Genomic DNA, 26,462 nt, shown 5'->3' with positions numbered 1-26,462 from the left:
GCTTCACTCCCCTTTGTGCCACGCCAATTTTCCATCAACGAATGTTCCTAATGTTTCGCCCTTGACGTTCCATCCAACAAAAGGTGTGTTTTCGCCTTTCGATAAGAAATCTTTCTTATCGATTGTACTTGAGTGTTCAATATCGAAAATAGCTACGTCAGCTGGTGCCCCAACTGTCAATGTCCCAGCCTCTAACTGGAAGATTTCCGCTGGCTTGGTAGCCATCCAGTTGATCACTTGTTCGAGTGTGAAACGATTGGTTTCAACAAAGTGCGTATAAATCAGTTGGAAAGCTGTCTCACTTCCTACGATCCCAAATGGTGATTCTAAGAAACTTTTGCTTTTTTCTTCTAATCCGTGTGGCGCGTGGTCAGTCGCAATACAATCAATCGTTCCATCAAGAAGTCCTTCGATCAACGCTTCTCGATCTTCCTTTCCTCTTAATGGTGGGTTCATTTTCCAAAAGCCGAAGTCTTCGGGGATATCTTCATCGATCAAGATCAAATGATGGGGAGAAACCTCTGCTGTAACGTGGATACCCGCTTTTTTGGCATCACGAATGACCCGCACGCTTTCCTTGGTAGAAACGTGACAGACGTGATAGTGCACACCTGTTGCTTCAGCTAAAAGGAGATCCCGTGCGATTTGTGAGGATTCAGTTACACTTAAAATACCTGGCAAACCTAGTTCTTTTGCTTTATCACCAGCATGCATCACTCCACCGAATAGTAATGATTCATCTTCCGTATGTGCTACCAGTGCTTTGTTATTTTTTGCTGCTTCTTTCATGGCTTGATACATCGTTCCTGCAGTCTGAACACCCACGCCATCATTCGTAAATGCAAATGCTCCTGCTTTAATCATCGCTTCTTGATCCACTAAGACTTCACTTCGAAGATTTTCAGTGATCGGTGCATATTGCAAGACTTTGACCACTGCATCTCGTTTGATCAAGTCATAGACCTGTTCTAATTTTTCCGGGGTATCAGGTACAGGGTTCAGATTAGGCATGGCACAAACAGTTGTAAAGCCGCCTCTTGCTGCTGCTTTAGTACCAGCTGCAATCGTCTCCTTGTATGTAAAACCTGGCTCTCTTAAATGGACATGGACGTCCACTAAACCAGGTGTGATCAGTTGTCCTTTGGCATCAAACACTTCATCAAATTCAGCCTCGGAAAATCCTTCGCCGATTGCTTTGATTTTTCCGTTTTCGATCCAAATTTCTGCAGGTGTTGTTTCATTCTTTCGTGTATTGATTTGACCGTTTTTAATGAGTGTTTTCATCTTTTCTTCCTCCTAGCTTTACGCTTTTCCGTTTAGTACTGCTTCTAAGATCGCCATTCTAACAAAGACGCCATTGCTCATTTGCTGTACGATTCGTGATTGTAGTCCTTCCACAAGGGAGTCAGCTAATTCGACATCACGATTGACTGGCGCTGGGTGCATGATGATCGCATGCTTTTGTAATTTCTTCGCACGTTCGACTGTTAATCCATACTCTTGGTGATAGGCTTCTTTTGAAAAACTTTCTTTCCCATCATGCCGTTCATGTTGTACGCGAAGCATCATCATGACATCCACTTGTTCTAATAATTCATCTAATGGCAGGTAGTGCCCATAGACTTCAAATTCTTCATCGTACCATTCGCGTGGACCTGAAAAGAAGACTTGTGCTCCTAATCGTTTCAGCATTTGCATGTTTGATTTTGCTACTCGTGAGTGTGTGATATCCCCAACGATCGCTACTTTCAATCCCTCAAAGTAACCAAATTCTTCGTAGATCGTCATCAAATCAAGTAAGCATTGTGTTGGATGTTGGCCACTTCCGTCACCACCATTGATAATCGAGCATTGGATCGTTTTACTTTGGATCAATTCATCATAGTAATTTTCATCTCCATGGCGGATTACTGCAACATCCACACCGAGCGCAGACATCGTCAAGACCGTATCATAAAGGGTTTCCCCTTTTTGTACAGAACTCGTACTCGCTTCAAATTCAATCACTTCTAAGCCTAGTTTCTTTTCGGCTACATCAAAGCTCTTATGTGTACGAGTACTATTTTCAAAAAACAGATTCGTCGCAAAGTATTGCGGTTTTTGTGGTGTCCAGTTTGCTCCTTGTTTAAACTCTTGACCTCGTCGGATCAAGCCCATGACTTCTTGATCCGTTAAAGCTTCCACTGTCAATAAATGTTTTAAACTAATGCGTTCTGATTTGATGATCATGATAGTTCCTCCTTAGTTTTCTTCGCTACGTGAAGTTTCGGGTAAGATAAGATTCAGAATGATACCAAGTACAGTTGCTAAAGCCATTGCTGATAACGTGAAGGTGCCTACTTCAAAAACCAAGCCGCCGATTCCGACCACTAAGATCACTGAAGCAATCAACAGATTTTTCTTTTTATCAAAATCGATTTTATTTTCGATCAAAATCTTCATTCCACTCGCTGCGATCACTCCGAACAAGATAAAGCTGATTCCGGAAATTACGGGTCCGGGGATACTTAAGATCAAAGCGCTTAATTTGCCCACAAATCCTAAAATCACAGCGAAAACTGCTGCACCACCGATGACGAATACGCTGTGTACACGAGTGATTGCTAACACACCGATATTTTCCCCATAACTTGTAACTGGAGGACCACCGACGAAAGCTGCGACGATCTGTGCTAAGCCATCTCCCATCAATGTTTTGTGTAAACCTGGCTCTTCAAAGAAATTACGTTTTGTTAATTTATTCAAGACCATCAAGTGTCCAATGTGTTCCGTCATCGTAACGAAAGCAATAGGTGCCATCGTCGTAATTGCCCCTAAGTAAAGCTTCGGTTCATATTGAACAAATGGAATCTCGAAGTTTGGTAAAGCGAACCAAGCAGCATCAGCGATCGGCTTTGTATCGACGATTCCGAAGAGTAAAGCAACGAGGTAGCCGCAAATGATCCCTAACAAAATTGGAATAAGTCCTAAAAATCCTTTTAGCCACATGTTGAAGAAAATCGTCAATGCTAAAGTGATCAGTGCCACGGCAATATATTTAAAATCATAGTTGCCTTGGTTATACATTGCGTTCGTTGCAGCATTCGCTGCTAACCCCAAACCGATTACCATGATCACGGGACCAACGACAATCGGTGGTAAAATTTTGTCCAACCATGCTGAACCGATCTTTTTGATGATCCATGCGACGATCAAGTAAACCAGACCAGTCGTTACGGCTCCTTGGGCGATCGCTGGGTAACCGTCAGTCTTCATCAGCATTTGCATAGCTGCGATAAAGGCAAAGCTACTACCCAAGTAGGCTGGAATCTTTCCTTTAGTAGTAAAAAGATAAACTAATGTTCCTAATCCTGAGCTGACTAAGGCAATCCCTGGATCGATCCCCACTAAAATCGGCACAAGTACAGTAGCACCAAACATCGTAAAGAGATGTTGTAAACTTAAGCCGATCCAATGTCCTGTTTTTGGGCGATCGTGGATATCTAAAACCGCATCGTGATTATGGAATTTTTTCTGTTCTGACATATCAATTGCTCCTCTATTCTTCCTCTTTCAAAATCATGATTCGATCTTTGCCGTCAAGTTCTTGCATTTCGACTAAGATTTCTTCTGTTTTTGCTGTGGGAATGTTTTTCCCAACATAGTCTGCTCGAATCGGTAACTCCCGATGTCCCCTGTCTACTAAGACAGCCAGAGAAATTTTTCTAGGACGACCATAGTCCATTACTGCGTCCATCGCTGCTCGAATCGTTCGTCCAGTGTAAAGGACGTCATCGATCAAAATCACTTCTTTTCCTTCTAGTGAAACGGGAATATCTGAAGAATGAAGTTCTGCTTCAGCTGGTGTTTCTTTTTTATCATCACGATACAATGTGATATCCAGCTCTCCAACCGGAACTTCGATGCCTTCTAGTTGCTTCAAACGATCGGCAACTCTTGATGCGATGTAAATGCCTCTTGTTTTTATCCCAATTAAGACAACATCTTGAATCGTCTGATTTCTTTCAATGATTTCATAAGTGATACGTGTCAATGCCCGCTTCATGGTTACTTGATCCACAACTTCTTTTGCTTGCATGTTTGTTTCCTCCTTTTTTATACACAAAAAAACTCCTGCCCTAAGAGGACAGGAGGAATGTCTAGACTGAGTGTACATTTAGATACACTGATAGTTATACTACGTCATTGAGTAATCGATGTTATGGCGCACCATAGCTCTCTTACCCACACCCTTCTTAGCCTCACGGGACTAAACTTAAAGGAACTGATATGAAGTTTTTATGCTTTCGTTGTTAAATACTATACCGTTATCTAAATCAAAATGCAACACTTTTCCTTAGTTTTTCTAAAGTTTTTTCAAAGATTGTTGGAAGCGGTGCTTCAAAGACCATTTTCTGACCTGTGATTGGATGGGTAAAACCTAAGAGCTTCGCATGAAGAAATTGCCCATTTCCTTTCAATGTCTTACTTGGTCCGTAAACTGGGTCTCCAGCTAAAGGATAGCCTATATATTTCATATGCACACGGATCTGATGGGTCCTACCTGTTTCTAACGTCAACTCTACCAACGTAAAATCATTGAATCGTTCCAAGACATTAAAATGGGTCACGGCTGGTTTGCCATCTTCTCTGACTGCCTGCATTTTACGGTTCACTTTTGATCGACCGATCGGTGCGTTGATCGTTCCTTTTTCATGAGGAATCACTCCATGGACTAACGCTACGTATTTACGTAAAGAAGTTTTATCTTTTAATTGCTTGGCCAAAGATTCATGTGCTAAATCATTTTTCGCTACCATCAATAAACCTGAAGTATCTTTATCGATTCGATGGACGATCCCTGGACGGACTACACCATTGATCGACGAAAGATCTTTTACATGATACATTAAAGCATTGACCATCGTACCATTCGGATGACCTGCTGAAGGATGGACGACCATGCCTTGTGGTTTGTTGACAACAGCAACCGCTTCGTCTTCATAAACGATTTCTAATGGAATGTCTTCTGCTTCAATTGAAAGGGTCTCTGGTTCTGGCACAGCGATCACGATTTCATCATTTTTCTTCACTTTATAATTTGCTTTCACCACTTGTCCGTTGACCGAAACGGCACCATCTTTGAGCCAAAGCTGGATTTGTGAACGACTATAATCGTTGAATAAACCTGTGAGTACTTTATCGATCCGTCCTGTTTCTGTTTGAATCGTTGCGTTTAATTCTGTCATTTTTTCCCTTGTTCCTTTTCATCTAAAATAATATATATCAAAATAAGAATCACACCACAAACAAGTGTCATATCAGCTACATTGAAGATCGGAAAATTCATAAAATCTGTTTGGAACATATCGACGACATATCCCAGTCTTACACGATCAATAAAATTCCCAATAGCTCCTGCCAAAATAAAACTTAGTCCTGTCAGCAACCATCGATTGCCCTGTTTGCGATTCTTGACCATCAATGTCACGACAACAATGACAGCAACCACTGTGATTATGACGAAAAACCACATCTTCCCTTCAAGCATACTCCAAGCTGCCCCAGTATTGCGTATATGATTCAACGATAAGACGCCTGGAATCAATGTCTTCGTTTCGCCTAAAGATAAATCATTGACGATCCACCATTTGACCCACTGATCAAGAGCCACTAATAATCCACTGATCATAAAATAAATTGCTAACAAAAAATCATTCCTTTTCTATTTGTTGATAAATATCTCTAGGTCTAATGAGCCCCAGTAAGTTGCCGTCAGGATGACCATCTTTGGTAATCAGGACTGCTTCTAGAGTTCCTTGTTCCCGAAACATTGTTTCCACTTCATAAACATAAGTATGTTCAGCTACAAAACGATAATTCGTATATTTGCCATCACTAAAAATCAAATCAGCCGCTTTTTTATCTGTTAAATCAATGGTCCCTTTTTGACTTTCCGTTGCTAGCCAAAAACCAATGACCCGCAATGTCACAAGCGCTACGAATTTCCCTTTATTATACAAAGGAAACTGTGAGTATCGTTTTTTGGCAACCGTTCCTAACAAATCAAGTAAAGGAAGATCTCGTTCAAAACCTGTGACATGTTTCGCAAAGCGAGGTAAAACCTTTGCTGGACGAATCAAGTCTTCTTCAATCTGCTGGATCTTATTGACTGCCCAATCATTGGGTTCAGCAATCACAAATTCCACAGCAATCCAATCGTGAACAATGGCATTTCGTAACTGCGCCAGCTGAAGCAAATCTTCTTCATATTGACGAATCACTGCTTTTTTGCGTTGGGCAAGTCGCCGAACTAACTCAGTAAATCCCATATTGCGGGCGTTACCCATTTCATCTCTCATCCATTTTTCGATCCGATTAAAACTACTTAAAAAAATATCAGAGTTTGCCATCTTTCTCCTCCTTGATTACATAGGCTTGGTTTTTGATGAAAAAAAAGAAGCCAATCATTACAAGTACCACGAACATACTATAAATTAGATTGTGTAACCACAATGCGCTTAATCCACTTCCTAAAAATAAAAAGGGATAAATCTGTAACAATAAGAGATTCATTGTAATGACGTATCCTTTGGTCGGATGCGTTATTGTATACACTGGACTTTTTAACCAATAAAACGAAACTTGCATTGTAAAAGGTGCTTCTAACTTAAGTAAAACCGATTGATTATGATTCAATTGTCCTTTTTTCTTTCCATTGATCCGCAGTTGGATCGGACTACCCATGCCATAAAAACCTGTTCGTCTTGTCACTCGTACGTCCATAACGCCCCTCCTTCTGATGCTTTCTTAGTATACCGTAAAACACCCGAACAAGAAAGTAGATGTCTCAAAGTGTTTGAGTTCCCTATATTTAACTAATTTATAGACATTTTTTGCTTAAATGCAGCGAGTACAGCAAAAGTAGCCAACCAGCAAAACTATTAGAAATCTTTTGTAACATCGTTTTCACTCCTTATATATCCATTAAAAATGTTCGATCGAAAATAAAAGGATGACACAACTATCCGTAATGAATAATTGTGTCATCCTTTTTTACTGTTTAGAAGTATTTTTTTCAACCTCACTTTTTGTAAATCTCCACTTGCTTTAACTACTTTATCGTTCATTGCTTTGCAACAACTAAGTAAAGAATAAAAAAAGAAATATACCCACACCATTATAAAAAAATGGGTCAATATGGCGTACCACACATTAGAAGTTTTTATATAAACGAATCCAAATAGAACGCCGCAGAAAAAAAGGTTGAAATTTCCTCCGTGTACGATTGAAAACAAGAATGAAGAGATTATGAGGAGAGAAGCCTTTGTTTTCCTGTCAGAATGTAAGCTGATTAGACTAAATCTAAAAATCATTTCTTCTAAAAATACACCGTACGTTGTAGCACTTATTATATATTTTTTCAATTCACTATTAGCTAAAGAATTTAGGGGTAAGCTATTTGTATCAGGCAAAGCAGTATTAATGACAATAATACTAACGATACAAAAGACTGCAATAAATATGAGTTTCAGCCATTGTATTTCTACTAATGATTGATAGAGAAGCTGGTGGAACAACACCAAAAACATAAAACTTAGGATCAACGGAAACCAAGAAATCCAATCAAATATGAAATCATATTTGATTGGGATCCCTATATTTGGGATCATAAAATAAATAATAAAGTAACTCAAGCAAAGAATGAATTTCCAATGTTTCTTAGTATTCCTATGTATCATATTGCTACATAATCAATATATTGTGTATTTGCTGTAGCAGTTTGAGTACGAATATATTTATTGTCTACTTTACGATAAACTCGGTAAGTGACCGTTATCCTTGCATTTTGACAATACTTCTTGAATTTTCCGTTTACTGAGTATTCGTTCCCGATTTTAATATTCATTCCGAAGATCGTTGCACCAATTGATAATGTGGTTTTTCTATTGTGGGTTTCTGTACCCGAATATGTACGATTTCCTTTAGAAATACGCCAACTTTGAGGTTGTGACCAAGTTTTTGTCTGAATCGATGGTTCGTCTAATACATAGTACTCATCATCACTACAAATTGCTATGCCAGAACTATTCGTTTCATCGGCTAATACTGGAACACACGGAGTTACAGCAGTTCCTAAAGTCAAAAGTGACGTAGACACCAAAATTGTTCTAAATAAATACTTTTTCAAAAATTTGCACTCCTATTTTAGTATTAAAAAAACGTTTTCTTCGCAATGATTATAAATCATTTTATTTTAGACATATGATTGCTATCATAAAAAGCTGTTTTGAACTCAAAATCATCCGTGAAACCGCCATTATTTACTTGTTGACTAACACAATATGTATAAAAACAAGTCAGCCCTTGTATGAACATATACAAGAGCTGACTTTATCCTTTTTTTGATCGAAAGAGAGCCATTACCTAATTTTAGGTATTCTCACTAATCATTTTTGATAGATGGCTTTTTTATGAAGCACCCTATCCTCTTTCTTTTTTAGAATAATCCCAGTACTTCCCCATCACTGGTAACATCCATATTCAATGCAGCTGGTTTTTTGGGAAGTCCCGGCATAGTCATGACATCACCTGTTAGCGCAACGATAAACCCAGCCCCTAATTTGGGAACGAACTCTCTGATGGTAATCGTAAATCCTTCAGGAGCGCCTAGAAGTGTCGGATCGTCAGAAAATGAATATTGGGTTTTCGCCATACAAATTGGCAGTTTATCCCAACCATTAAGGACAAACTCATCGATTTGTTTTTTTGCTTTTTTACTAAAATTGACACCTCTTCCACCATAAATCTCTTGGACGATCGTTGCCACTTTTTCTTCAATAGTCGCTGTCGGTTGATACAGGGGCTGATAATCTGCTTGCTGACTATCAATCGCACGAACGACCGCTTTGGCAAGTTCAATTCCACCGTCTGCGCCATGCTCCCAAACATTTGCTCGTTTTACGATCACCCCTTGATTTTCGCAAAGACGTTCTAACAAAGTAAATTCAGCTTCCGTATCTGTCACGAACTCGTTGATCGCAACAATTACGGGGATATGGTATTTTTCCATATTGTGGATATGACGTTTTAAATTACTGAATCCTTTTTCCAATGCTGCTAAATTTTCCGTTTTCAACTCTTCTTTAGTTGCACCGCCATGCATTTTCAATGCACGAACTGTTGCTACGATCACGATCGCATCAGGCGCCTTTTTCAAATTCGGAACTTTGATATCTAGGAATTTTTCTCCACCTAGATCTGCACCAAATCCAGCTTCAGTCACCACATACTCCCCTAATTTAAGAGCTGTTTGGGTAGCTAAAACACTATTACACCCGTGAGCAATATTGGCAAAAGGACCGCCATGGACAAATGCTGGAGTGCCATAAATCGTTTGTACTAAGTTTGGTTTGATTGCTTCTTTTAATAGCAGTGCCAATGCGCCTTCTGCTTTGAGATCACCAGCTGTCACTGGCTTTTGATCAAAGGTATAACCGACAACAATTCGAGCTAAACGCGCTTTTAAATCATCGATGTCTGTTGCTAAGCATAAAATCGCCATGATTTCACTTGCTACGGTGATGTCAAAGCCATCTTCTCTCGGCACACCTTGAATCGGACCGCCCAAGCCAACAATCACTTTTCGCAGTTCGCGATCATTCAAATCGACGACACGTTTCCAGATCACACGACGTGAATCGATTCTCAGTTCATTCCCTTGATGGATATGATTGTCCAAAAGTGCAGACAATGCATTATTAGCAGACGTAATCGCATGCATATCGCCAGTAAAGTGTAAATTGATATCTTCCATTGGTAATACTTGTGCATAGCCTCCGCCGGCAGCACCACCCTTGATTCCCATGACTGGACCAAGGGAAGGTTCTCTTAACGCAATCACTGCTTTTTTACCAATTTGATTCAATGCGTCCCCAAGACCTACCGTGATGGTCGATTTACCTTCTCCAGCTGGTGTAGGATTGATGGATGTAACTAAAATCAAGTGACCATCTGGTTTTTTCTTTAATTTCTTGATGGTGGAAAAATCGATTTTCGCTTTATATTTTCCGTAAAGCTCCAGGTCATCTTGTTGGATATCCAATTTTTTCGCAATTTTAATAATCGGTTTTAAATCTGTTTCTTGTGATATTTGTAGATCGCTCTTCATCAAATTACCCCTTTACACGAACTTTATACCCAAAACAAAAGAATTTGTTCAGTTATATCTATTATACCTTTTTTTATTTTAAAACAAAATAGGCAAGATTGCTTTTTTAATTTAATTGACGTATATATAAATACTCTTTATAATGTTAGTTATGATCAGACTTTAGAAAGGTCGTGAGAGCTTTGACCACAGGAACTGTGAAATGGTTTGACAACAAAAAAGGATATGGATTTATTAGTTATGATGAAACAGAAGAAATATTCGTCCATTTTACTGCAATTGAAGAAGAAGGTTTCAAAACCCTTGAAGAAAATCAATCTGTAGAATTTGAAATAATCGAAGGAAACCGTGGGGCACAAGCCGCTCATGTCAAAAAAATGATCTTATAAGAAAGTTTCAACAATGAGTAACTTCTCTTCAAAACAGAAGAGATTGCATCAAAAATATTCAATTTAAAGAAAGACCGATACTCCGCAAAATGTTCTTTGCAAAGTATCGGCTTTTTTATAATTTTATAATTGCTTGAACGATAGAAAATCAACTTATGCTGCGTCTCTTCCATACAGTACTACGTTCACTAATATTACAAAATCTCACTTTTCAATAAAAAGATACATATTTCTGTTTGTTTTCTAATCCTATCGAAAGAAGGTTATCTCGAATTTATCAGATGATTTGAAAAAGACTGCTCGACTGTATTGAAAACTTGATTTCTAGCGTTTGCTTTAATATTTTTTACAAATTTCTTTTCTTTTTTCTTCGCTATTATTTCTTATCGTTGTATCTATGCATCCTTCTCACTTATTTCCAAGTGAATGATGTCTTTCGCATCAGATTGTTTTCTTTTCAACATTAATTGCCATTTTAAAAGAATCTTTTTAAATCGAGTCAACGGATTTAAAGAATCGACAATCCGAGCAAGGGCTTGATTGTTATATAGCCTTGGTTGATAATCTTTTTTGATTGCTTTTATACCATTTTTTTACCGAGCTTTTCTAATAACTAGTTTCAACGGTCACTTTCACTATTTATGATTCGTTCATTTATGTATCTTCTTGAACTGGTTCCTGAAGTTATTTCCTGCGAATCAAACCCAGCCATGATATTTTTTAAGTCCTGAAGGTTATAACCCTGTGTTTTGCTGTTTTCTTTTAAAAATTACCTACCATTTATCACTCCTAATTGCTCAAAACACTGAATCCAACGATTGACATCAAAACTATGTGAACCCATAGAAAGATTCATCTCGTTGAGGTGATAGATGTCTGTTGACTCCTGGAGTAGCCCTTTTGCTGATTCGCTAAATTTCTTGAAATTTGCGCATTTTTCCAACTCGCTTGATTTGTTGCACGGACAGATAGCGAACGTATTTCTTGTTTATTGCCCGTCCTATCTTGTTTCGACCATCTACTCTGAGCCATTTTTATCCTTTTTTCCTTGTCGTTGTCTTTCCTTTCTTTTAGATTTTTTGACCGCATTCTCTTTATCTTTGCACGATTCTTCTTCCAAAGCCTCCCTATTTTTGCACGATTTCTTTTCCACATATTTCTTAGCTTCGCACCTCTTCTCTTGAGAATGCCTGTTTTCTTCCAAATTCGGTTGAGATCTTCTAACATTTTTTTTATTTCCACGTCCGTTTTTCTCCTTATACTTTTTCTGTAAGTTTTATTATAAATAAGAAAAAATGTTATCTTACTTCTTTTTTTCCTTTAAAAAATATTTAGTGCAATTTTTTTATAATATCCTTTATGTTATTAAGTTATATATCCCTTGGTTGAATGGTCAGGTGTCCATTACTTTATCGAAAGTTACTGGTCGAACATCATATCATCCATTATCCTAAGGTCAAGTTCATACAAACGTCAGCAAGACACAATCAAGCCGAAGAATCTCACCCTGATCATAAAATGATCTTCGGATTCTTCGACTTGTTTTCTCAGAGGTTATATATAGTTATGTTTTTCTCGCAGCTATTTTATATCTGCTGAATCAATTGGTTTAAACAAGTAAAATCAATCAGCTAGTTGTATTTACTTGGTTGTTAGTGCTTTGTTGCTCTTTACCTTCAGAATAGTAGGACAAAAAAGCTGTCTGACTTTTTTTGCGCATCAGATAGAAGGTTGGCTCAGCCTTCCCTACATATTTAATCTTTACACCTCTTTTGACCGGTGTTACAGAGTCAATATCTTGTAGCGGGATATTTTGGTCCTTCCAAAAAGCAGCATATTTAATTTTGATTGCATGGTTTTTCAAAATAAATGACCGACGATACCCAAGAAAAAGAAAAATTAAAAATAGCCCCATCACTAAGTTACTTTTCCAATAGGGTCTAGTGTTTTCAAGTGATAAAATCAAACTAAAAAATAAAATGATCAAAGATAAAGACCAATAGATGATCGTCTGCGCCCATTCCGGCTGCCAGCGAATTATTTTTTTCATTCTTTAACCTCGCATCTATTTGTAATGGTATAATTATAGCATAACACTATTTTTATAAAAAGGAGAGCTTCCTTATTATGATCAAAGTATACATTGATGCTTCCACAAAAGGCAATCCAGGACCTAGTGGTGGAGGCATTTTAATTATCCATAAAAATAAACAAGAACAGCTTACCGTCCCACTTTCGGATGGCTCCAATCATCAAGCTGAATTCGAAGTCTTTTTAAAAACTTTAGAAATTTTAAAGGAAAAAGGCTGGGTCAATGAAACAATTCTCTGTTATTCCGATAGCAAAGTACTTGTTTCTACAATCGACAAAAACCACACGAACAACGAAAGTTTCTCTTCCCTTCTATATGAGATCCAACAATTACTCGCTCAGTTCCATTTACTCATCTTACAATGGATTCCCGAGAGTAAGAATAAAGGGGCGGATAATCTGGCACGCCAAGCGCTTCAAAAACAATTAAATCCATAAAAAAAAAGACTTTTTAGCTACTTACTAAAAAGTCTTTTTAAAGTTTCTGATTTAATAGAGAAGATAATTGTGATCAAAAGTAATATCGAGTTCAAAAGAACCAACCTTTTTCTCAATAGCTTGACGAATCTTTTCTTCTAAAACATCATCTGGTAACTTGAAATTCTGAGGAACTACAATATCGAATTGCAACTCTTTCCCTTTACGTATGATCCGTAAATCGTGCAACCTCAACTCTTCCCCCAACTCTTTGATAATTTGTCTCAATTGTTTCAATATCTTACGGTATTGTTCATTATGGATTGCTACCGGATCTAGATGACAAACTAAATCTACATCCAAAGTCTTTTTAAAGTCTTTTTCGATAATATCAATGATTTTATGTGCTTCATTCAAGTTTAAACTGTCGTCAACTTCAATATGAACAGAAGCAAACTTTTTATTTGGTCCATAATTATGAACCAACAGATCATGAAAACCTAAAATCGATTTATAAGAACTTAATTGTTTTTCCATTGTTTTGATTTCTTCAGCTGTTGGACGGCTACCTAGTAATTCATAGACAAAATCACGTAACATCATGATCCCACTAAAAATAATGTACCCGGCTAAGACAAAACCAACATAGCCATCAATACGCCATCCAGTGAATCTTTCGATACCTGCAGATACTAAAACAGCTAACGTCGTGAATACATCATTGTAACTATCTTTGGCTGTCGCTTTTAGTGCTTCTGACTGAATTGTTTTTGAAAATCTAGTGTACATACGTCCTTGTAAAAGTTTTAACAGAATCGAAAATATCAGGACAAGAAACACGATCGGTGTCAGGACTAAATGTTCCGGCCGAAAAATTTTCCGTATAGAAGCGTCCAAAAATTGAAACCCTACATACGTAATGATGATTGAAACAAATAAGCCACTGATATATTCAAATCGTTCATGTCCAAATGGATGTTCTTGGTCTGCGGGTTTTGCAGCAATCTTAAACCCAACAAGCGTCAAAATGGATGAAGCTGTATCGGATAAACTATTGATAGCATCCGCCATGATCGAAACACTGCCAGAAAAAAGGCCGATCATAAACTTCGCAACAAACAATAACATATTTGAGATAAGACCTAAGATTCCAGCTATAATGCCTTTTTTGGTACGTTCTTGCCCACTAATCGTTTTTTGTTCTTTTGACACTTTTTCGCTTCCTTTATTCTTTATTCTGGTTTGAGTGGCGTTGCAGCAAACAGCGCTTTAGCAATCAGTGGCGTAATGATTCCGGCACCTATCGCTTCCGGAATCCCATTGATTGCGGCAACTCCTGCCAAAGTTTTAAATAATAGATCCGCATCTACGCCATACGCATCAGCAGTTGCCCCAGTATAAAACAGTCCCATAAACCCTAGAACTAAAAGTGTATTCACGAGTGAGCCAAATACTCCTGCTAAAACCGAACCGACGACTACAGAATGATAACGTTGATAAATCCAGTGAAAAATGATTCCTGCAACTAAGCCAACTAAAACTCTAGGAACAACTGAAATGATCGGATTGGTAAAGACGAGGGTATCAAATGGGGTCGTAGGCATGGCGTAAGCACGAATGATCGTGGCGATCCCCCAAAACAAACCAATGACCATGCCGTCTTTCGGTCCTAATACAACCGCAGCAACGATAACTGTTATGTGAATAATCGTCAAACTAATAAATCCTAAAGGAATAAACCCTAACCATGGAACCATTGCTTGAACGATAATGATTGCTAATAAAATCGCTCGTAAAACTAAACGAAAAGTTTTATTTTTACTATTCAATTTTACCCCCTCCTTTTTATTCTAATCGTAAAAGGTTTTGCTTTTTTGTCAATTAATTACTCTCAAAGAAAATGCTGATTGGTTGCATTCAGTTCTCATAAAATAAACCGAATTTGTCAACGGGATTTCCGTTTCAAACAAATTCGGTAGAACTTTTCTTTAACAAATAGGAGGATTCAATACTCCTTGAACAAAAAAAGTCGTTCTTGAGCCCTTTAGCATGTATGAAAATAAATAGTATTATCGGTGCTTCCTTAAGCAATAAGCGATCAGTGTTTAAACTATGAAAAGCTGTTTAAAAAATGACCGCTTACTCGCTTCAATGAAAGCATTCTATTCCCCATTATTTGCTAAAACCAGGTCAAGTATTCGCTCCTTGAAATAAGTTTTTTCTCTCCCAAACATAAAATACCGTTTCAAAAGGAGGTTATTATCATCTGAGCTATTCGACGCTTTCCCATTTTATTTGGAAAAGTATTTAAAGTTGATTATTGATTAGACAACCATGTTTTAGCTTCTGATAAAGCATCTGGGATACCAGCAGGGTTTTTCCCACCTGCTTGCGCCATATCAGGGCGACCACCACCGCCACCACCAACTTTTGGTGCGATTGCTTTGATCAAGTCACCAGCTTTTAGCCCAGCATCATTTGCTTCTTTCGTCATAGCGACTAACAAACTAACTTTTCCGTCTTGTTCATTTGCCAAAACAAGAATATCGGAAATGTTTTTTTGTTTCCATTGGTCTGCTAATTGACGTAATTGGTTCATATCTTTTACTTTTACTTGTGCAGTAATCATTGAATGACCACTAACTGTTTCCACATTTTTAAAGACATCGCCTGCTTGTTGGTTCGCTAGTTTACTTGCTAATTGTTCATTTTCTTTTTGTAGTTCTTTTAGTTGTTGTTGTAATTGTTCTGTTTTTGATACAACCTCTTTTAATTGAGGTGATTTGACAATTGTGGCAACTTCTTTTAATTGTTTTTCTTCTGCTTCCAATAACTCATAAGCTTCTTTACTTGTTACAGCTTCGATACGACGAACACCGGCACCGATTCCTGATTCAGAAACGATTTTAAAGATCCCAATATTTTCAGTATTTGCTACATGGGTTCCACCACAAAGTTCGATAGACCATCCACCAATGTTCACTACACGGACTTCTTGACCATATTTTTCACCAAATAAAGCCATAGCACCCATATTCTTAGCGGTATCGATATCTGTTTCGATGGTTTCTACTGGGATTGCTTCCCATATCTTCTCATTAACGATTCGTTCCATTTTTACTAATTCATCAGCTGTGATTTGTCCAAAATGAGTAAAGTCAAAGCGTAAATGTCCAGGAGCAACTAAAGAACCAGCTTGGTTTGCATGTTCCCCTAAAACTTCTTTTAAAGCTTTATGCAATAAGTGAGTCGCTGTATGGTTCTTAATGATGCGATTTCTCATCGGTACATCGATCAACAAGTGGTAAACTTCGCCTTCAGTCAATGTTGAAAGCACTTCTACGGTGTGCATAAATTGTCCATTCGGTGCTTTTTGAACGTCATCAACTGTCGCAACCGTTTCTCCAGAGGCATTGATGATCCAACCTTGATCAGCCACTTGTCCACCCATTTCTGCATAAAACGGTGTTTGATCAAAAATCACTTGACCTTGTCCAGCAGACAATTCACTCACTAGTTCTTCATCTTTGATAATCACCAATAGTTTGCTGTCTGATTCAACTTGATCATAGCCAATAAATTTACTATCCACTTTGATATCTGTTAATAGGGCAGATTGGACTCCCATTGATTTTTCTGTACTACGAGCAGCACGCGCACGTTGTCTTTGTGCTTCCATTTCTTTTTCAAAGCCTTCATGATCGACTTTTAAGCCTTCATCTTCTGCCACTTCTTCGGTCAACTCCACTGGGAAACCGTAAGTATCATATAATTTGAAGATATCTTTTCCAGCAAGTGTTGTTCCATTTGCTTTTTTGACTTCAGCGATCACTTGATTCAAGATTTCAAGACCTTCGTTGATCGTTTCATTGAAACGTTCTTCTTCGGTACGAACTACTTTTTCAATAAATTCTTTTTGTTGAAGGACTTCCGGATAATAGCTAACCATGATTTCGCCAACTACTGGAACAAGATCATATAAGAAAGCTTTTTCGATCCCTAATTTTTTCCCGTGCATCACTGCTCGGCGTAATAAACGACGAAGAACATAGCCACGACCTTCATTTGAAGGAAGCGCCCCATCTCCAATCGCAAAAGATAATGCTCGGATATGATCCGCAATTACTTTATAAGAAATGTCGGTTGTCGGGTTTTCACCATATTTTACTTGGTTACTTAGTTTTTCTACCGCATGAATGATCGGTAAGAACAAGTCTGTTTCAAAGTTTGTTGGTGCGTCTTGAACGATCGAAACCATCCGTTCCAGCCCCATGCCCGTATCAATGTTTTTATGTGGTAAAGGTTCAAATGTATGATCTGGTTTATGGTTGAACTCAGAAAATACTAGATTCCAAATTTCTAAATAGCGTTCGTTTTCTCCACCAGGGTAGTTTTCTGGATCATCTTCTGCGACATCATTGTATGCTTCGCCTCGATCATAGAAGATTTCTGTATCAGGACCACAAGGACCCGCACCAATATCCCAGAAATTATCTTCAACATCTACAATGTGATCAAGTGGCAAGCCGACTTCTTCATGCCAGATTCGTTTTGCTTCTGTGTCTTTTGGATAAACGGTAACATATAATTTTTCCGGATCAAATGCCATCCATTCAGGACTTGTTAAAAATTCCCATGCCCAATGGATTGCTTCATTTTTGAAATAATCACCAATAGAAAAATTCCCAAGCATTTCAAACATTGTGTGGTGCCGTGCTGTCTTCCCTACATTTTCAATGTCATTCGTACGAATTGATTTTTGAGCGTTTGTGATGCGTGGATTTTCTGGTACGACAGAGCCGTCAAAATATTTTTTTAACGTAGCAACCCCTGAGTTGATCCATAAAAGCGTTGGATCGTTGACCGGAATTAATGATGCGCTAGGTTCAATCGTGTGTCCTTTTGATTGGAAGAAATCTAAAAACATTTGTCGAACTTGTGCACTACTTAATTGTTTCATTTTATTACCTTCTTTCTTTATTTTAAACGACAAAAAAACACCCTCACAGCCAAGGACGAAAACTCGCGGTACCACCTTGGTTGCAATGATGTTCGATCATTACCTCTTGAACTCGATAACGCTGAGTAGCGTTGATATTTCTATCAATAAAAAAGGGAGCAATTTGTTTTTTTGACTATTCTTTTTTCAGCCTGGAAAGAATTTTCTGTAAGTCAGACTTAAACAAACCATGTCCTTTTCGTACTTTACAAGTATACGTATTCTATTTTATTCTGTCAACCGCTCTTTTCCTTCAACTCTTATTTCTTTCTAGAATATTTTTTGTTAAGCTTGAATTACGCCTATTAATCAAAAGGAGAATCGATGATGCAAGTTTATTTTGGAAACAAGTCCTGGATCAGAGGGGCGAGTTTTTATCTTCGTTATCAGGTATTTGTTCTGGAACAAGGCATTTTGCCAGAATTAGAATTTGACGAAACGGACACTTCTGATAACTACTTTCTGTTAATGGAAAACAATGTTCCAATTGCAACATTACGTTATCAAAAAAAATCGTCCACTTGTCTTAACCCCGATCGTTTTTGCGTCGCCAAAAATTATCGCCAACAAGGTTTCGGTCGTCAGCTGTTGTCCTTAGCTGAACAGAAAGCGAAAAAAGAAGGCTTGCTGTCAAGTTACCTAGTAGCAGAAATGACTGCCCTTAGTTTCTATCAGCAACAAGGTTACGAGACTTGTACAGATCCTTTTATCGAGGATGGGATTACCTGCGTAGGGATGCAAAAAGAATTGATTTAAGATCTATTATCACTAGATTATCTGCTAAATGAACACTTAAAAACAGACCAAAGGAATGCAGAAGACATGCAATCCTTTGGTCTTTGAGCGTGAAGTCATGACATCTCTTTTAAAGGGTCTGGTCATTGACTTACTTATTGGAGTTTTTCTTATTTTTTCTTGCAGTTCTAGTTTGTTGTCTGCGTTCGATTTTACGGTCTTTTTTGTTCTTTTCAGCAATTGCCCAATCGATTTTCTTTTTATATCCAGGTTTGATTTTTTTCTTTTTCTTTTTCACTAAGCCGATCAATGTAGGATCCAGTGTATCTTTGGATTTTTCCCGTTTCGTCCGACGATTGCGGTCATAAGTCTTGATGATTTCATCATTTTTGATTTCCATCGGTTCAAATGTGACACCAATTTTTTCAATACTGTCAATCGTTTGTTCATCACTTGGTGAGTACAAAGTGATCGCAGTTCCTTTTAAACCATTACGTCCAGTCCGACCTACTCGATGGATAAAGAAGTCAAGGTCTTCAGGAATTTCTGCATTGATCACATGAGAAACCCCTTCAATATCGATGCCACGTGCCGCTAGATCTGTCGCAACCACGTATTGATATTCTAAGTTTTGAACTTGGCGCATCACCCGTTTTCGTTCTCTTGGAGTGATATCTCCATGGATTTTGGCTACTTTTAAGCCTTGATTTTTCAAATAATCAGCAATTTCATCCACGTGTTGTTTCGTATTTGCAAAGACAATTGCAAGGTAAGGATGACCAATTGTTAACAATTGGTAGATCATTCGATTTTTATCTTTCCCTTTAGTAGAGATCAGCCAATTCTCGATATCTTCTGAAATAACTGCTTTCGGTTTGATTTCTTCAATGATTGGATTTTCCATGTATTTACGTAAAAATGGTCGTAATTTTTCAGGAATTGTCGCTGAGAAAACTAAAAATTGCAGTTTTTCAGGCAAGCGACTAGCAATTTGATCCACTTCATGCAAGAAGCCCATGTCCAGTGTCATATCTGCTTCATCTACAACAAATGCAAATGCTGTATGGATTTTTAATGCTTGTTCATTCATCATATCCAAGATTCTACCTGGCGTTCCCACTACGATCTGTGGTTGTTGATGTTTCAAGCGGCTCAATTGGCGTTGCTTATCCGTTCCACCTACAAAATTCGTCACTCGGATCTCTGGATCGGAAAATTTAGCGATCTGACTAGCAGCATCATAAATTTGAGTAGCTAGTTCACGACTTGGTGCAGTGATTACTACTTGTACTTCGGCTTTTTCCGCATTGATTTTTTGAAATAAAGGCAATAAAAATGTATGCGTTTTGCCCGAACCAGTTTGTGATTGACCAATGATATTTTTTCCTTTAGCGATCAAAGGAATCAAACGCTCTTGTACTTCAGTTGGTTGAGCAAAACCTTTTTCTGCTAACGCCTCATTTATATATGGTTTAAAATGAAATTGTTCAAAATTACTCATTTAAGTAAGCACCTCTTCTCTTTCTTTTTTACACGACTTTCGCATTATACCACATCCTCAAGCAATTTGCTTGATCCTTTTCAAAGTCGCTCACGATCCACTAGTTCCCTTTTGATTGAATGGTACTAATCGTATGTGTTTGACTGGCTTTTTCATAGAACAGCACTCTTTTCTTACGAAGGAATGACAAGAAAAGATTCAGCATGAAGATAAACTGTGCAAATGCAACACCCAACACAATAAAAATCCCGCTTACCTGTAATACACCTGTCGTATGGTCAGTGATATGTTGGATCGTCTGACTAAGCCAAGCTAACCCATAAAATAAAAAGTAAAGATACCCATAACGGATAAACAGGGCTTTAAAAGAAAGTCGTTTTCCGTTATCTGAAACCACACGAATGCGTACGATTTTTTTACCTAAAGTGAGACCGTTTGTTACATATGGTATGACCATGAAATAAAGCAAGACTTCTAAAAATACCCACCAACTACTTGAAGTGATATCACCTATTTTCAAAGACAATTGAAGAGTCACAGCAATCAGCACGGATAAAACCGATAAGAAAGCCCAATCAATGAAATAGGCAACTAATCGTCTCGTTAGAGAAACTGTTTTCCCTTTTTCGTATGACACTTCATCCATTCTTGCTCTCGTAGGCAACATGAAGGTAAAGATTGGTGTCATAATGTACCCTAACGTTCCTCCGATCGTATTCGTCAATAAGTCATTGACATCAAATAGCCGATAAGGTCGAGGATAAATAAAATACAACCCACTTAACTGTGTCAATTCAAAAAATAAGGAAAGACAAAAACTTGCAATGATGGTTTTCACAAAAGATAATCGAAAATAATATCTTAAATAGATCCCGAAAGGTAATAAAAGCAAAACATTAAATACCGGTTCTAAAAAAACGCTTTGTCGCATCGCTGGTAAATACGTACTTGGATCAGATAAAACCAAGACGGTATTCTCTCGAAAATGGACCCATGATGCAAATAAATGTAACTCCATTTTAGGTCCGGTCATTTGAGCAACGGCTTCTTTTGAAGGCAACGGTAAAATGATCAAAAAATAAGCACATAACAAATAAAAAACAAACGAATATAAGATAACCGCTCTCGAAAAAATAAACGTTCCATACTTTCGATATTCATAAATGAAAAAAACTGAAGAAATCGCTAATGCCAAAAATGGAAAAACAATAAGTGCAAAGCGAATCGGTTCAATATAACTAGCCATAAACATCCCCCTTTTTCATCTTAACTAACGGTTTCATCTTATCAGTACTCTTGTAAACTATGCAAGTTATGGGGTAATTATTTTTAAATTTATATTAATTGAAGTATCATTAACAAAAGGAGGCGATTAGCGTGCTTAATATTTATTTTGTGTTTGGCGTACCCGCTTTTTTATTGATTCTCTATCTCATTTTTGCGTATATACGTAAAAAAACGACCATCCGCTATCTTGGATTTATCTTGTTAATTATTGCTAGTTTCATGCTCGTGTTTAACTTACAGACATGGCAACAAGCACTACTTGAAATGGAGCAAGCTTCCTCTCGATCTTTATCAGATCAATTAGGTTATCCGGTCTATTTGATTTGGATTCCCATTACTGTTGCTGGTTTTCTCGTCTTATTAAACCTTTTTCGTGCTTGGCGCCGACTAAAACAGTTAAGAAAAAAAACAGGATAAAAACGTGCATTCTCTTGTAGCTGGTTGGTAAAGTTAGCATTGCTTAACTTGACACGCTACAACAGAATGCACGTTTAACTATCATTAATATGTTAAACTACAGGATATTTATTTTTCAAATATAAATAAACAGGGATTCCGACTAATGTCAAAGCGATTCCGCTAAATGCTAAAAGTGTTTGTGTCAGTAACGTACTAACCACGATAAAAGCACCACCAAGAATGGCGATTAGCGGAATGATTGGGTATAGCGGAACTTTATAAGGCCTTTCAAGTTTTGGAGCTGTTTTTCTCAATATAATTACACCTACAAATACCATCGTATAAAAAATCCAAATCACAAAAACAAGCATATCCGTCAGCATATCAAATCCACCAACCATCATCATACCGATCGCAATCACTAGTTCCAAAACACCAGCAACCACTGGAATCTTCGTTCGATCGTTCAATTTTCCTAGGTGGTGACTGAAAGGTAACCGTTTTTCTTGGGCCATCACATAGGGCAGGCGCATCCCAGTAAGTGTATAGCCATTGATTGTTCCATAGACTGAAATCAAAATCCCGACAGTTACAAGTTTCCCACCTACGCCACCAAAAATCATGGTAGCCACTTCGCTAGCAGCATTACTGTTGCCACTGATTCCTCCAATCGAAGCTGTTTTTAAAAAGACGGTATTAACGAATAAATAAACAACCATAATCCCGATGATTCCTATAGAAATGGCTTTCGGTAAATCTTTTGCCGGTTTTTTTAATTCTCCTGCAATGTTTCCAACGTGAATCCAACCATCATAAGCAAACATTGTCGCTAACAAGCCCGCACCTAATGCTGAAAACAATGGCAGATCTTTTCCTGATTCTATGGGAAACAGCTGAAACTCTACTCCACCGCTGCGAAATAAGCCAAACAAGACGATGACTGCCAGTGGGATCAATTTACAGATTAAGGTAATGGATTGAAAAGTTCCACCAACTTTTGATCCTAAAAAATTGATCAGCATGATCGTCACAGCGGCTATAATAGCGATGGGGACAATCCATTGCTGTTCTAAGGCAAATAAGTTCACAAATTGTGTCCCAAAGATGATTGATAGTGCCGCTACATTTGCAGGAAAGTAAATCACAACTTGTGCCCAACCTAACAAAAAAGCAGCCGTTTGACCATAGGTTCGTTCGATATATTTGACCATACCACCTGTTTCGGGGATCGCTGCGGCAAGTTCTGCACCAGTTAAACCTGCACAGACGGAGATGATACCTCCCAAAAACCAAGAAAGCATATGTAAACTAACTGATCCTGTAACTTCTGCTACACTCGCTGCTTTAAAGAATACTCCCGCTCCAATCACTGTTCCCATCACAGTCGATAAAGCAGTAAAAAAGCCCATCGTTCGCTTTAGTTCGACTTTGTTTTTTTCAACCGATACTTGGTTACGTTCCATCGCTTATCCTCCCTTTATCGTAAACTCCCCACCACTCGATCGGAAGTTTACGATAAACTATAGTAATTAGACTGTTGCTGTCAATTTCTCTTGCAACTTGGTCAACATATCTTGAGTCATTTTATCTAGGTCGTAACGTGGTTGAAAGCCCCACTCTTTTTGCGCACAACTAATATCTAATGAATTTGGCCAAGAGTCTGCGATCGATTGTCGCACTGGATCAACTGCATAGTCCATTTCAAAATCAGGAAACACTTTTTTGATTGACGCTTTGATTTCTTCTGGTTCAAAAGACATCGCAGAGATATTGAATGCATTGCGATGAACTAAATTTTTAGGATCAGCATTCATCAACTGAATAATCGCCTCAATGGCATCTGGCATGTACATCATGTCCATAGCTGTACCACGATCAATAAAGCACGTGTATTTTCCTTCTTTGATAGCTGAATAATAAATATCCACTGCATAGTCTGTTGTCCCACCACCAGGTAAAGTTTTATAAGAAATCAATCCTGGGAAGCGTACACCTCGTGTATCTACGCCATACTTCGTATAATAGTAGTCACACAAAAGCTCGCCTGCGACTTTTGTCACGCCATACATTGTTGTTGGTCGTTGGAGTGTATCTTGAGGAGTCTCATCTTTTGGTGTATTAGGTCCAAAAGCGCCGATTGAACTTGGCGTGAAGAATTTTAACTTAAATTCTCTTGCGACTTCCAGCGCATTGACTAACCCAACCATATTGAGGTCCCAAGCGAACTTTGGTTTTGCTTCAGCGACAGCTGATAAAAGCGCTGCTAAATGAATCAAAGTATCTACTTGATATTTTTCGACTAACGCTCGCATTTTTTCGTAATCCATGACGTCTAAAATTTCAAATAGTTCACCATCTTCTAGCTTTTCAGGCATACGAATATCCGTTGCGACAACATTTTCATTACCCAAATCTTCCCTTAAACGTAAAACTAATTCCGATCCGATTTGTCCAAGGCAGCCAGTAACTAATACTTTTTTCATACAAACACTCCTTTTTAGTTCATTTTCACTATCTATTAAAAATAAATGCTACCTACATTCCATCGACCATTCCATCGACGATCAAAATATAAAAAAAGGTAATTTTTCGATTTTCACAGAAATACAACCGAAACGCTCTATCCTGTGATCGTCTTTCTCTTAGATTTCAGGCGAGATCGTTTCTACTAAATCAAATGATGCCCATTTCATTTCCGACTTTTTGGTAAATCGCTACAGCATGATCGAGCATTTCTTTGGTATGAGCTGCAGTTGGCATATTACGAACACGACCTGTTCCCAATGGTACGGTTGGATAAACGATTGGTTTCACATATAGTCCATTTTCAATCAACTTTTTAGAAAATTGTTGTGTTAGACTCTCATCCCCAAGTATCACTGGAGTGATTGGTGTTTCCGACACGCCGATGTCATACCCGATTTTTTTCAGTTCTTCTTTGAAATAAATGGCATTTTCCCAAACTTTTTCGACTAATTCTGGATGATCTTGCATCAGTTGAATCGATGCTAGAGCAGCGCCAGCAGCACCTGGTGTAAGTGATGTTGAAAACAAGAAAGGACGTCCTCGTGATTTTAACCAGTCGATCAACGATTTAGATCCTGCGACATAGCCACCAACGACACCGATTGCTTTAGACAATGTACCCATTTGCATGTCAATTTTCTGTTGGAGACCAAAATGCTTCACTGTGCCGGCTCCTTTTCCCATCACTCCAGAACCATGGGCATCATCCACATAAGTAATCAACCCGTATTTTTCGGCAATTGGGATCATATCGGGTAAATTAGCTACATCGCCATCCATTGAAAAAACACCGTCTGTGATATACATGATTTTGTTATATTTCCCACTATTTACCGCTTCTTTTGCTTTTTCTTCTAGATCGTTCATATCTTGATGCTTAACACGAATGATTTTGGCACCAGAGAGGCGACATCCATCGATGATCGAAGCATGATTCAATTCATCTGATAAGATCGCATCCTCCTTAGTCATAATGGCTGAAATAGCTCCCATATTACAATTGAAGCCTGATTGAAAAGCAATCGCTGCTTCTGTACCTTTAAATTCTGCAATTTTATTCTCTAATTCTTGATGGATACGTAATGTGCCATTAATTGTTCGGACAGCACCTGCGCCGACACCATAGCGATTTGTCGCATCGATACACGCTTGTTTCAGCTCCACTCGATCAGCAAACCCCAAATAATTATTCGATGCTAGATTGATCAAATTTTTCCCTGCTACCTCAATGATCGCACCATTTGCACCTTCAAGGATATCAATCGTGTTGTATAGTCCCTTTTCCTTCAATAAAGCCAGTTCCTGTTCTAAATAAGTTGACAATACTTCAGAAGACATGTCTCCACCCCCATTTTTCTAACCTTCAAGGTTGAGGAACGAATATGCAGCCTTTCGTTCCTGTTTATAAGTATACCTTTTCTGATAGCGCTTACACAAATTATGAGAGTTATTTAACTGAGTATTTTCTTACATAACAAAACAATCGGTACTCCACTAACGAAATATTTTTTTACTTATTTTAGTAAATATCGTTATTTTTAAGAGGATCACATCTAGCTAATATCAACCCTTAACTTAATCAACTTTCCAATAAATATTCCATATATTCTGAATTTTCCGCCATTAGTTAGCCTTGTTTTTTGTTATGAAATAAAAAAACGAATATTCTATTTGTATATTAAATTCTTTTAATGTTTGCTTCTCTAGCTATATATTACTTGGTCCAAGGCGCTTACCTGTAGCTATTTTAAGGAGTCTTTCTCCCAACACAAAAAACGTTCCCTATGGTCATCAGTTACTACTCATGACCACAAGAAGAGACTGAGACAAACCTTGCCTCAGTCTCTTCTGGTCTCTCTAAAATCGAATAAACGGTGTTCAAAGAGCTGACCTTCGGCGATAAGTCAAAAAATCTCAAAACATGGGGAGCTGTTTCGAGATTTTCATCCTTAATGCTCCTGCGATTAC

The 26,462-nt window shown here is 38.0% G+C and carries 25 protein-coding genes; 4 read left to right on the top strand and 21 right to left on the bottom strand.

Features of this window, described 5'->3' with window-relative positions; genetic code table 11:
- Positions 1-3: 3 nt before the first annotated feature.
- The 11 genes from AB3H93_RS03195 to AB3H93_RS03145 form a co-directional block, all read right to left on the bottom strand.
- Positions 4-1,284 carry a dihydroorotase gene (locus AB3H93_RS03195; protein WP_034697867.1) on the bottom strand — a complete coding sequence of 427 codons (1,281 nt, stop codon included), beginning with the start codon at positions 1,282-1,284 and terminating at the stop codon, positions 4-6.
- An 18-nt stretch (positions 1,285-1,302) separates the two neighbouring features.
- Positions 1,303-2,229, bottom strand: a complete 927-nt coding sequence (locus tag AB3H93_RS03190) for an aspartate carbamoyltransferase catalytic subunit (RefSeq protein WP_010719215.1) — start codon at positions 2,227-2,229, stop codon at positions 1,303-1,305.
- A 12-nt stretch (positions 2,230-2,241) separates the two neighbouring features.
- Positions 2,242-3,525 carry a solute carrier family 23 protein gene (locus AB3H93_RS03185; protein WP_053766058.1) on the bottom strand — a complete coding sequence of 428 codons (1,284 nt, stop codon included), beginning with the start codon at positions 3,523-3,525 and terminating at the stop codon, positions 2,242-2,244.
- Positions 3,526-3,538: 13 nt separating this feature from the next.
- Positions 3,539-4,078 carry a bifunctional pyr operon transcriptional regulator/uracil phosphoribosyltransferase PyrR gene (gene pyrR, locus AB3H93_RS03180; RefSeq protein ID WP_010719217.1) on the bottom strand — a complete coding sequence of 180 codons (540 nt, stop codon included), beginning with the start codon at positions 4,076-4,078 and terminating at the stop codon, positions 3,539-3,541.
- 238 nt (positions 4,079-4,316) lie between these two features.
- Positions 4,317-5,228, bottom strand: coding sequence for an RluA family pseudouridine synthase (locus AB3H93_RS03175; RefSeq protein ID WP_368020112.1), 912 nt, complete (start codon positions 5,226-5,228; stop codon positions 4,317-4,319).
- Entirely contained in the window at positions 5,225-5,689 is a 465-nt protein-coding gene (gene lspA / locus AB3H93_RS03170) for a signal peptidase II (RefSeq protein WP_010719219.1), read from the bottom strand. Before lspA ends, AB3H93_RS03175 begins: the two co-directional genes overlap by 4 nt.
- 4 nt (positions 5,690-5,693) lie before the next feature.
- On the bottom strand, positions 5,694-6,392 hold the full coding sequence (locus AB3H93_RS03165; RefSeq protein WP_368020111.1) for a hypothetical protein: 699 nt from the start codon (positions 6,390-6,392) through the stop codon (positions 5,694-5,696).
- Positions 6,379-6,765 carry a hypothetical protein gene (locus tag AB3H93_RS03160; RefSeq protein ID WP_053766061.1) on the bottom strand — a complete coding sequence of 129 codons (387 nt, stop codon included), beginning with the start codon at positions 6,763-6,765 and terminating at the stop codon, positions 6,379-6,381. Before AB3H93_RS03160 ends, AB3H93_RS03165 begins: the two co-directional genes overlap by 14 nt.
- A gap of 260 nt (positions 6,766-7,025) precedes the next feature.
- The gene (locus AB3H93_RS03155; protein ID WP_368020213.1) at positions 7,026-7,355 is read right to left on the bottom strand and encodes a lysostaphin resistance A-like protein; all 330 of its coding nucleotides are present in this window, start codon (positions 7,353-7,355) and stop codon (positions 7,026-7,028) included.
- 362 nt (positions 7,356-7,717) lie between these two features.
- Positions 7,718-8,170, bottom strand: a complete 453-nt coding sequence (locus AB3H93_RS03150; protein ID WP_368020110.1) for an LMxysn_1693 family intestinal colonization protein — start codon at positions 8,168-8,170, stop codon at positions 7,718-7,720.
- A 309-nt stretch (positions 8,171-8,479) separates the two neighbouring features.
- Complete coding sequence (locus tag AB3H93_RS03145) at positions 8,480-10,150, bottom strand: formate--tetrahydrofolate ligase (protein ID WP_368020108.1); 1,671 nt, start codon at positions 10,148-10,150, stop codon at positions 8,480-8,482.
- A gap of 182 nt (positions 10,151-10,332) precedes the next feature.
- Between AB3H93_RS03145 and AB3H93_RS03140 the strand changes: the two genes are divergently transcribed.
- Positions 10,333-10,539, top strand: a complete 207-nt coding sequence (locus AB3H93_RS03140) for a cold-shock protein (RefSeq protein ID WP_010719225.1) — start codon at positions 10,333-10,335, stop codon at positions 10,537-10,539.
- Between the two features lie 852 nt (positions 10,540-11,391).
- Here AB3H93_RS03140 and AB3H93_RS03135 read toward each other — a convergent pair.
- Together AB3H93_RS03135 and AB3H93_RS03130 are read right to left on the bottom strand one after the other, a co-directional pair.
- Complete coding sequence (locus tag AB3H93_RS03135) at positions 11,392-11,781, bottom strand: hypothetical protein (RefSeq protein ID WP_240187678.1); 390 nt, start codon at positions 11,779-11,781, stop codon at positions 11,392-11,394.
- 385 nt (positions 11,782-12,166) lie between these two features.
- Positions 12,167-12,589 carry an EbsA family protein gene (locus tag AB3H93_RS03130; protein ID WP_034697854.1) on the bottom strand — a complete coding sequence of 141 codons (423 nt, stop codon included), beginning with the start codon at positions 12,587-12,589 and terminating at the stop codon, positions 12,167-12,169.
- Positions 12,590-12,666: 77 nt separating this feature from the next.
- On the opposite strand from AB3H93_RS03130, the gene AB3H93_RS03125 reads away from it, so the two are divergent.
- The gene (locus tag AB3H93_RS03125) at positions 12,667-13,068 is read left to right on the top strand and encodes a ribonuclease HI family protein (RefSeq protein ID WP_096710376.1); all 402 of its coding nucleotides are present in this window, start codon (positions 12,667-12,669) and stop codon (positions 13,066-13,068) included.
- A 51-nt stretch (positions 13,069-13,119) separates the two neighbouring features.
- On the opposite strand, the gene AB3H93_RS03120 is transcribed toward AB3H93_RS03125, so the two are convergent.
- From AB3H93_RS03120 to alaS, 3 genes are all read right to left on the bottom strand, one after another.
- Positions 13,120-14,259 carry a cation diffusion facilitator family transporter gene (locus AB3H93_RS03120; protein WP_034697851.1) on the bottom strand — a complete coding sequence of 380 codons (1,140 nt, stop codon included), beginning with the start codon at positions 14,257-14,259 and terminating at the stop codon, positions 13,120-13,122.
- A gap of 20 nt (positions 14,260-14,279) precedes the next feature.
- The gene (locus tag AB3H93_RS03115) at positions 14,280-14,876 is read right to left on the bottom strand and encodes an ECF transporter S component (RefSeq protein ID WP_010737525.1); all 597 of its coding nucleotides are present in this window, start codon (positions 14,874-14,876) and stop codon (positions 14,280-14,282) included.
- 488 nt (positions 14,877-15,364) lie between these two features.
- Positions 15,365-18,007, bottom strand: coding sequence for an alanine--tRNA ligase (gene alaS / locus AB3H93_RS03110; protein ID WP_368020107.1), 2,643 nt, complete (start codon positions 18,005-18,007; stop codon positions 15,365-15,367).
- A 363-nt stretch (positions 18,008-18,370) separates the two neighbouring features.
- Between alaS and AB3H93_RS03105 the strand changes: the two genes are divergently transcribed.
- Positions 18,371-18,802: a GNAT family N-acetyltransferase gene (locus AB3H93_RS03105; RefSeq protein WP_010719233.1), complete on the top strand. Its 432-nt coding sequence runs from the start codon at positions 18,371-18,373 to the stop codon at positions 18,800-18,802.
- A 130-nt stretch (positions 18,803-18,932) separates the two neighbouring features.
- Here the strand turns inward: AB3H93_RS03105 and AB3H93_RS03100 are convergent, their stop codons facing one another.
- Together AB3H93_RS03100 and AB3H93_RS03095 are read right to left on the bottom strand one after the other, a co-directional pair.
- Complete coding sequence (locus tag AB3H93_RS03100; protein ID WP_123874800.1) at positions 18,933-20,282, bottom strand: DEAD/DEAH box helicase; 1,350 nt, start codon at positions 20,280-20,282, stop codon at positions 18,933-18,935.
- A 100-nt stretch (positions 20,283-20,382) separates the two neighbouring features.
- The gene (locus tag AB3H93_RS03095; protein ID WP_161652374.1) at positions 20,383-21,528 is read right to left on the bottom strand and encodes a VanZ family protein; all 1,146 of its coding nucleotides are present in this window, start codon (positions 21,526-21,528) and stop codon (positions 20,383-20,385) included.
- A gap of 131 nt (positions 21,529-21,659) precedes the next feature.
- Between AB3H93_RS03095 and AB3H93_RS03090 the strand changes: the two genes are divergently transcribed.
- A complete protein-coding gene (locus AB3H93_RS03090) occupies positions 21,660-21,986 on the top strand; it encodes a hypothetical protein (protein WP_034697837.1) in 327 nt (108 codons plus the stop codon).
- 92 nt (positions 21,987-22,078) lie between these two features.
- Here AB3H93_RS03090 and AB3H93_RS03085 read toward each other — a convergent pair whose 3' ends face one another.
- The 3 genes from AB3H93_RS03085 to AB3H93_RS03075 all read right to left on the bottom strand — a co-directional run bounded on the left by AB3H93_RS03085 (position 22,079) and on the right by AB3H93_RS03075 (position 25,832).
- Positions 22,079-23,431, bottom strand: a complete 1,353-nt coding sequence (locus tag AB3H93_RS03085; protein ID WP_010719237.1) for an APC family permease — start codon at positions 23,429-23,431, stop codon at positions 22,079-22,081.
- Between the two features lie 66 nt (positions 23,432-23,497).
- Positions 23,498-24,451: an L-threonine 3-dehydrogenase gene (locus AB3H93_RS03080; RefSeq protein WP_176581770.1), complete on the bottom strand. Its 954-nt coding sequence runs from the start codon at positions 24,449-24,451 to the stop codon at positions 23,498-23,500.
- A 190-nt stretch (positions 24,452-24,641) separates the two neighbouring features.
- Positions 24,642-25,832, bottom strand: coding sequence for a glycine C-acetyltransferase (locus tag AB3H93_RS03075; protein WP_034697827.1), 1,191 nt, complete (start codon positions 25,830-25,832; stop codon positions 24,642-24,644).
- Positions 25,833-26,462: the final 630 nt, after the last annotated feature.

The organism is Enterococcus sp. C74 (assembly GCF_040887125.1).
Taxonomy (GTDB): domain Bacteria; phylum Bacillota; class Bacilli; order Lactobacillales; family Enterococcaceae; genus Enterococcus_B; species Enterococcus_B hirae.
Note: the sequence above shows the minus strand (reverse complement) of the source record. Positions and strands in the feature narration are given on the sequence as shown.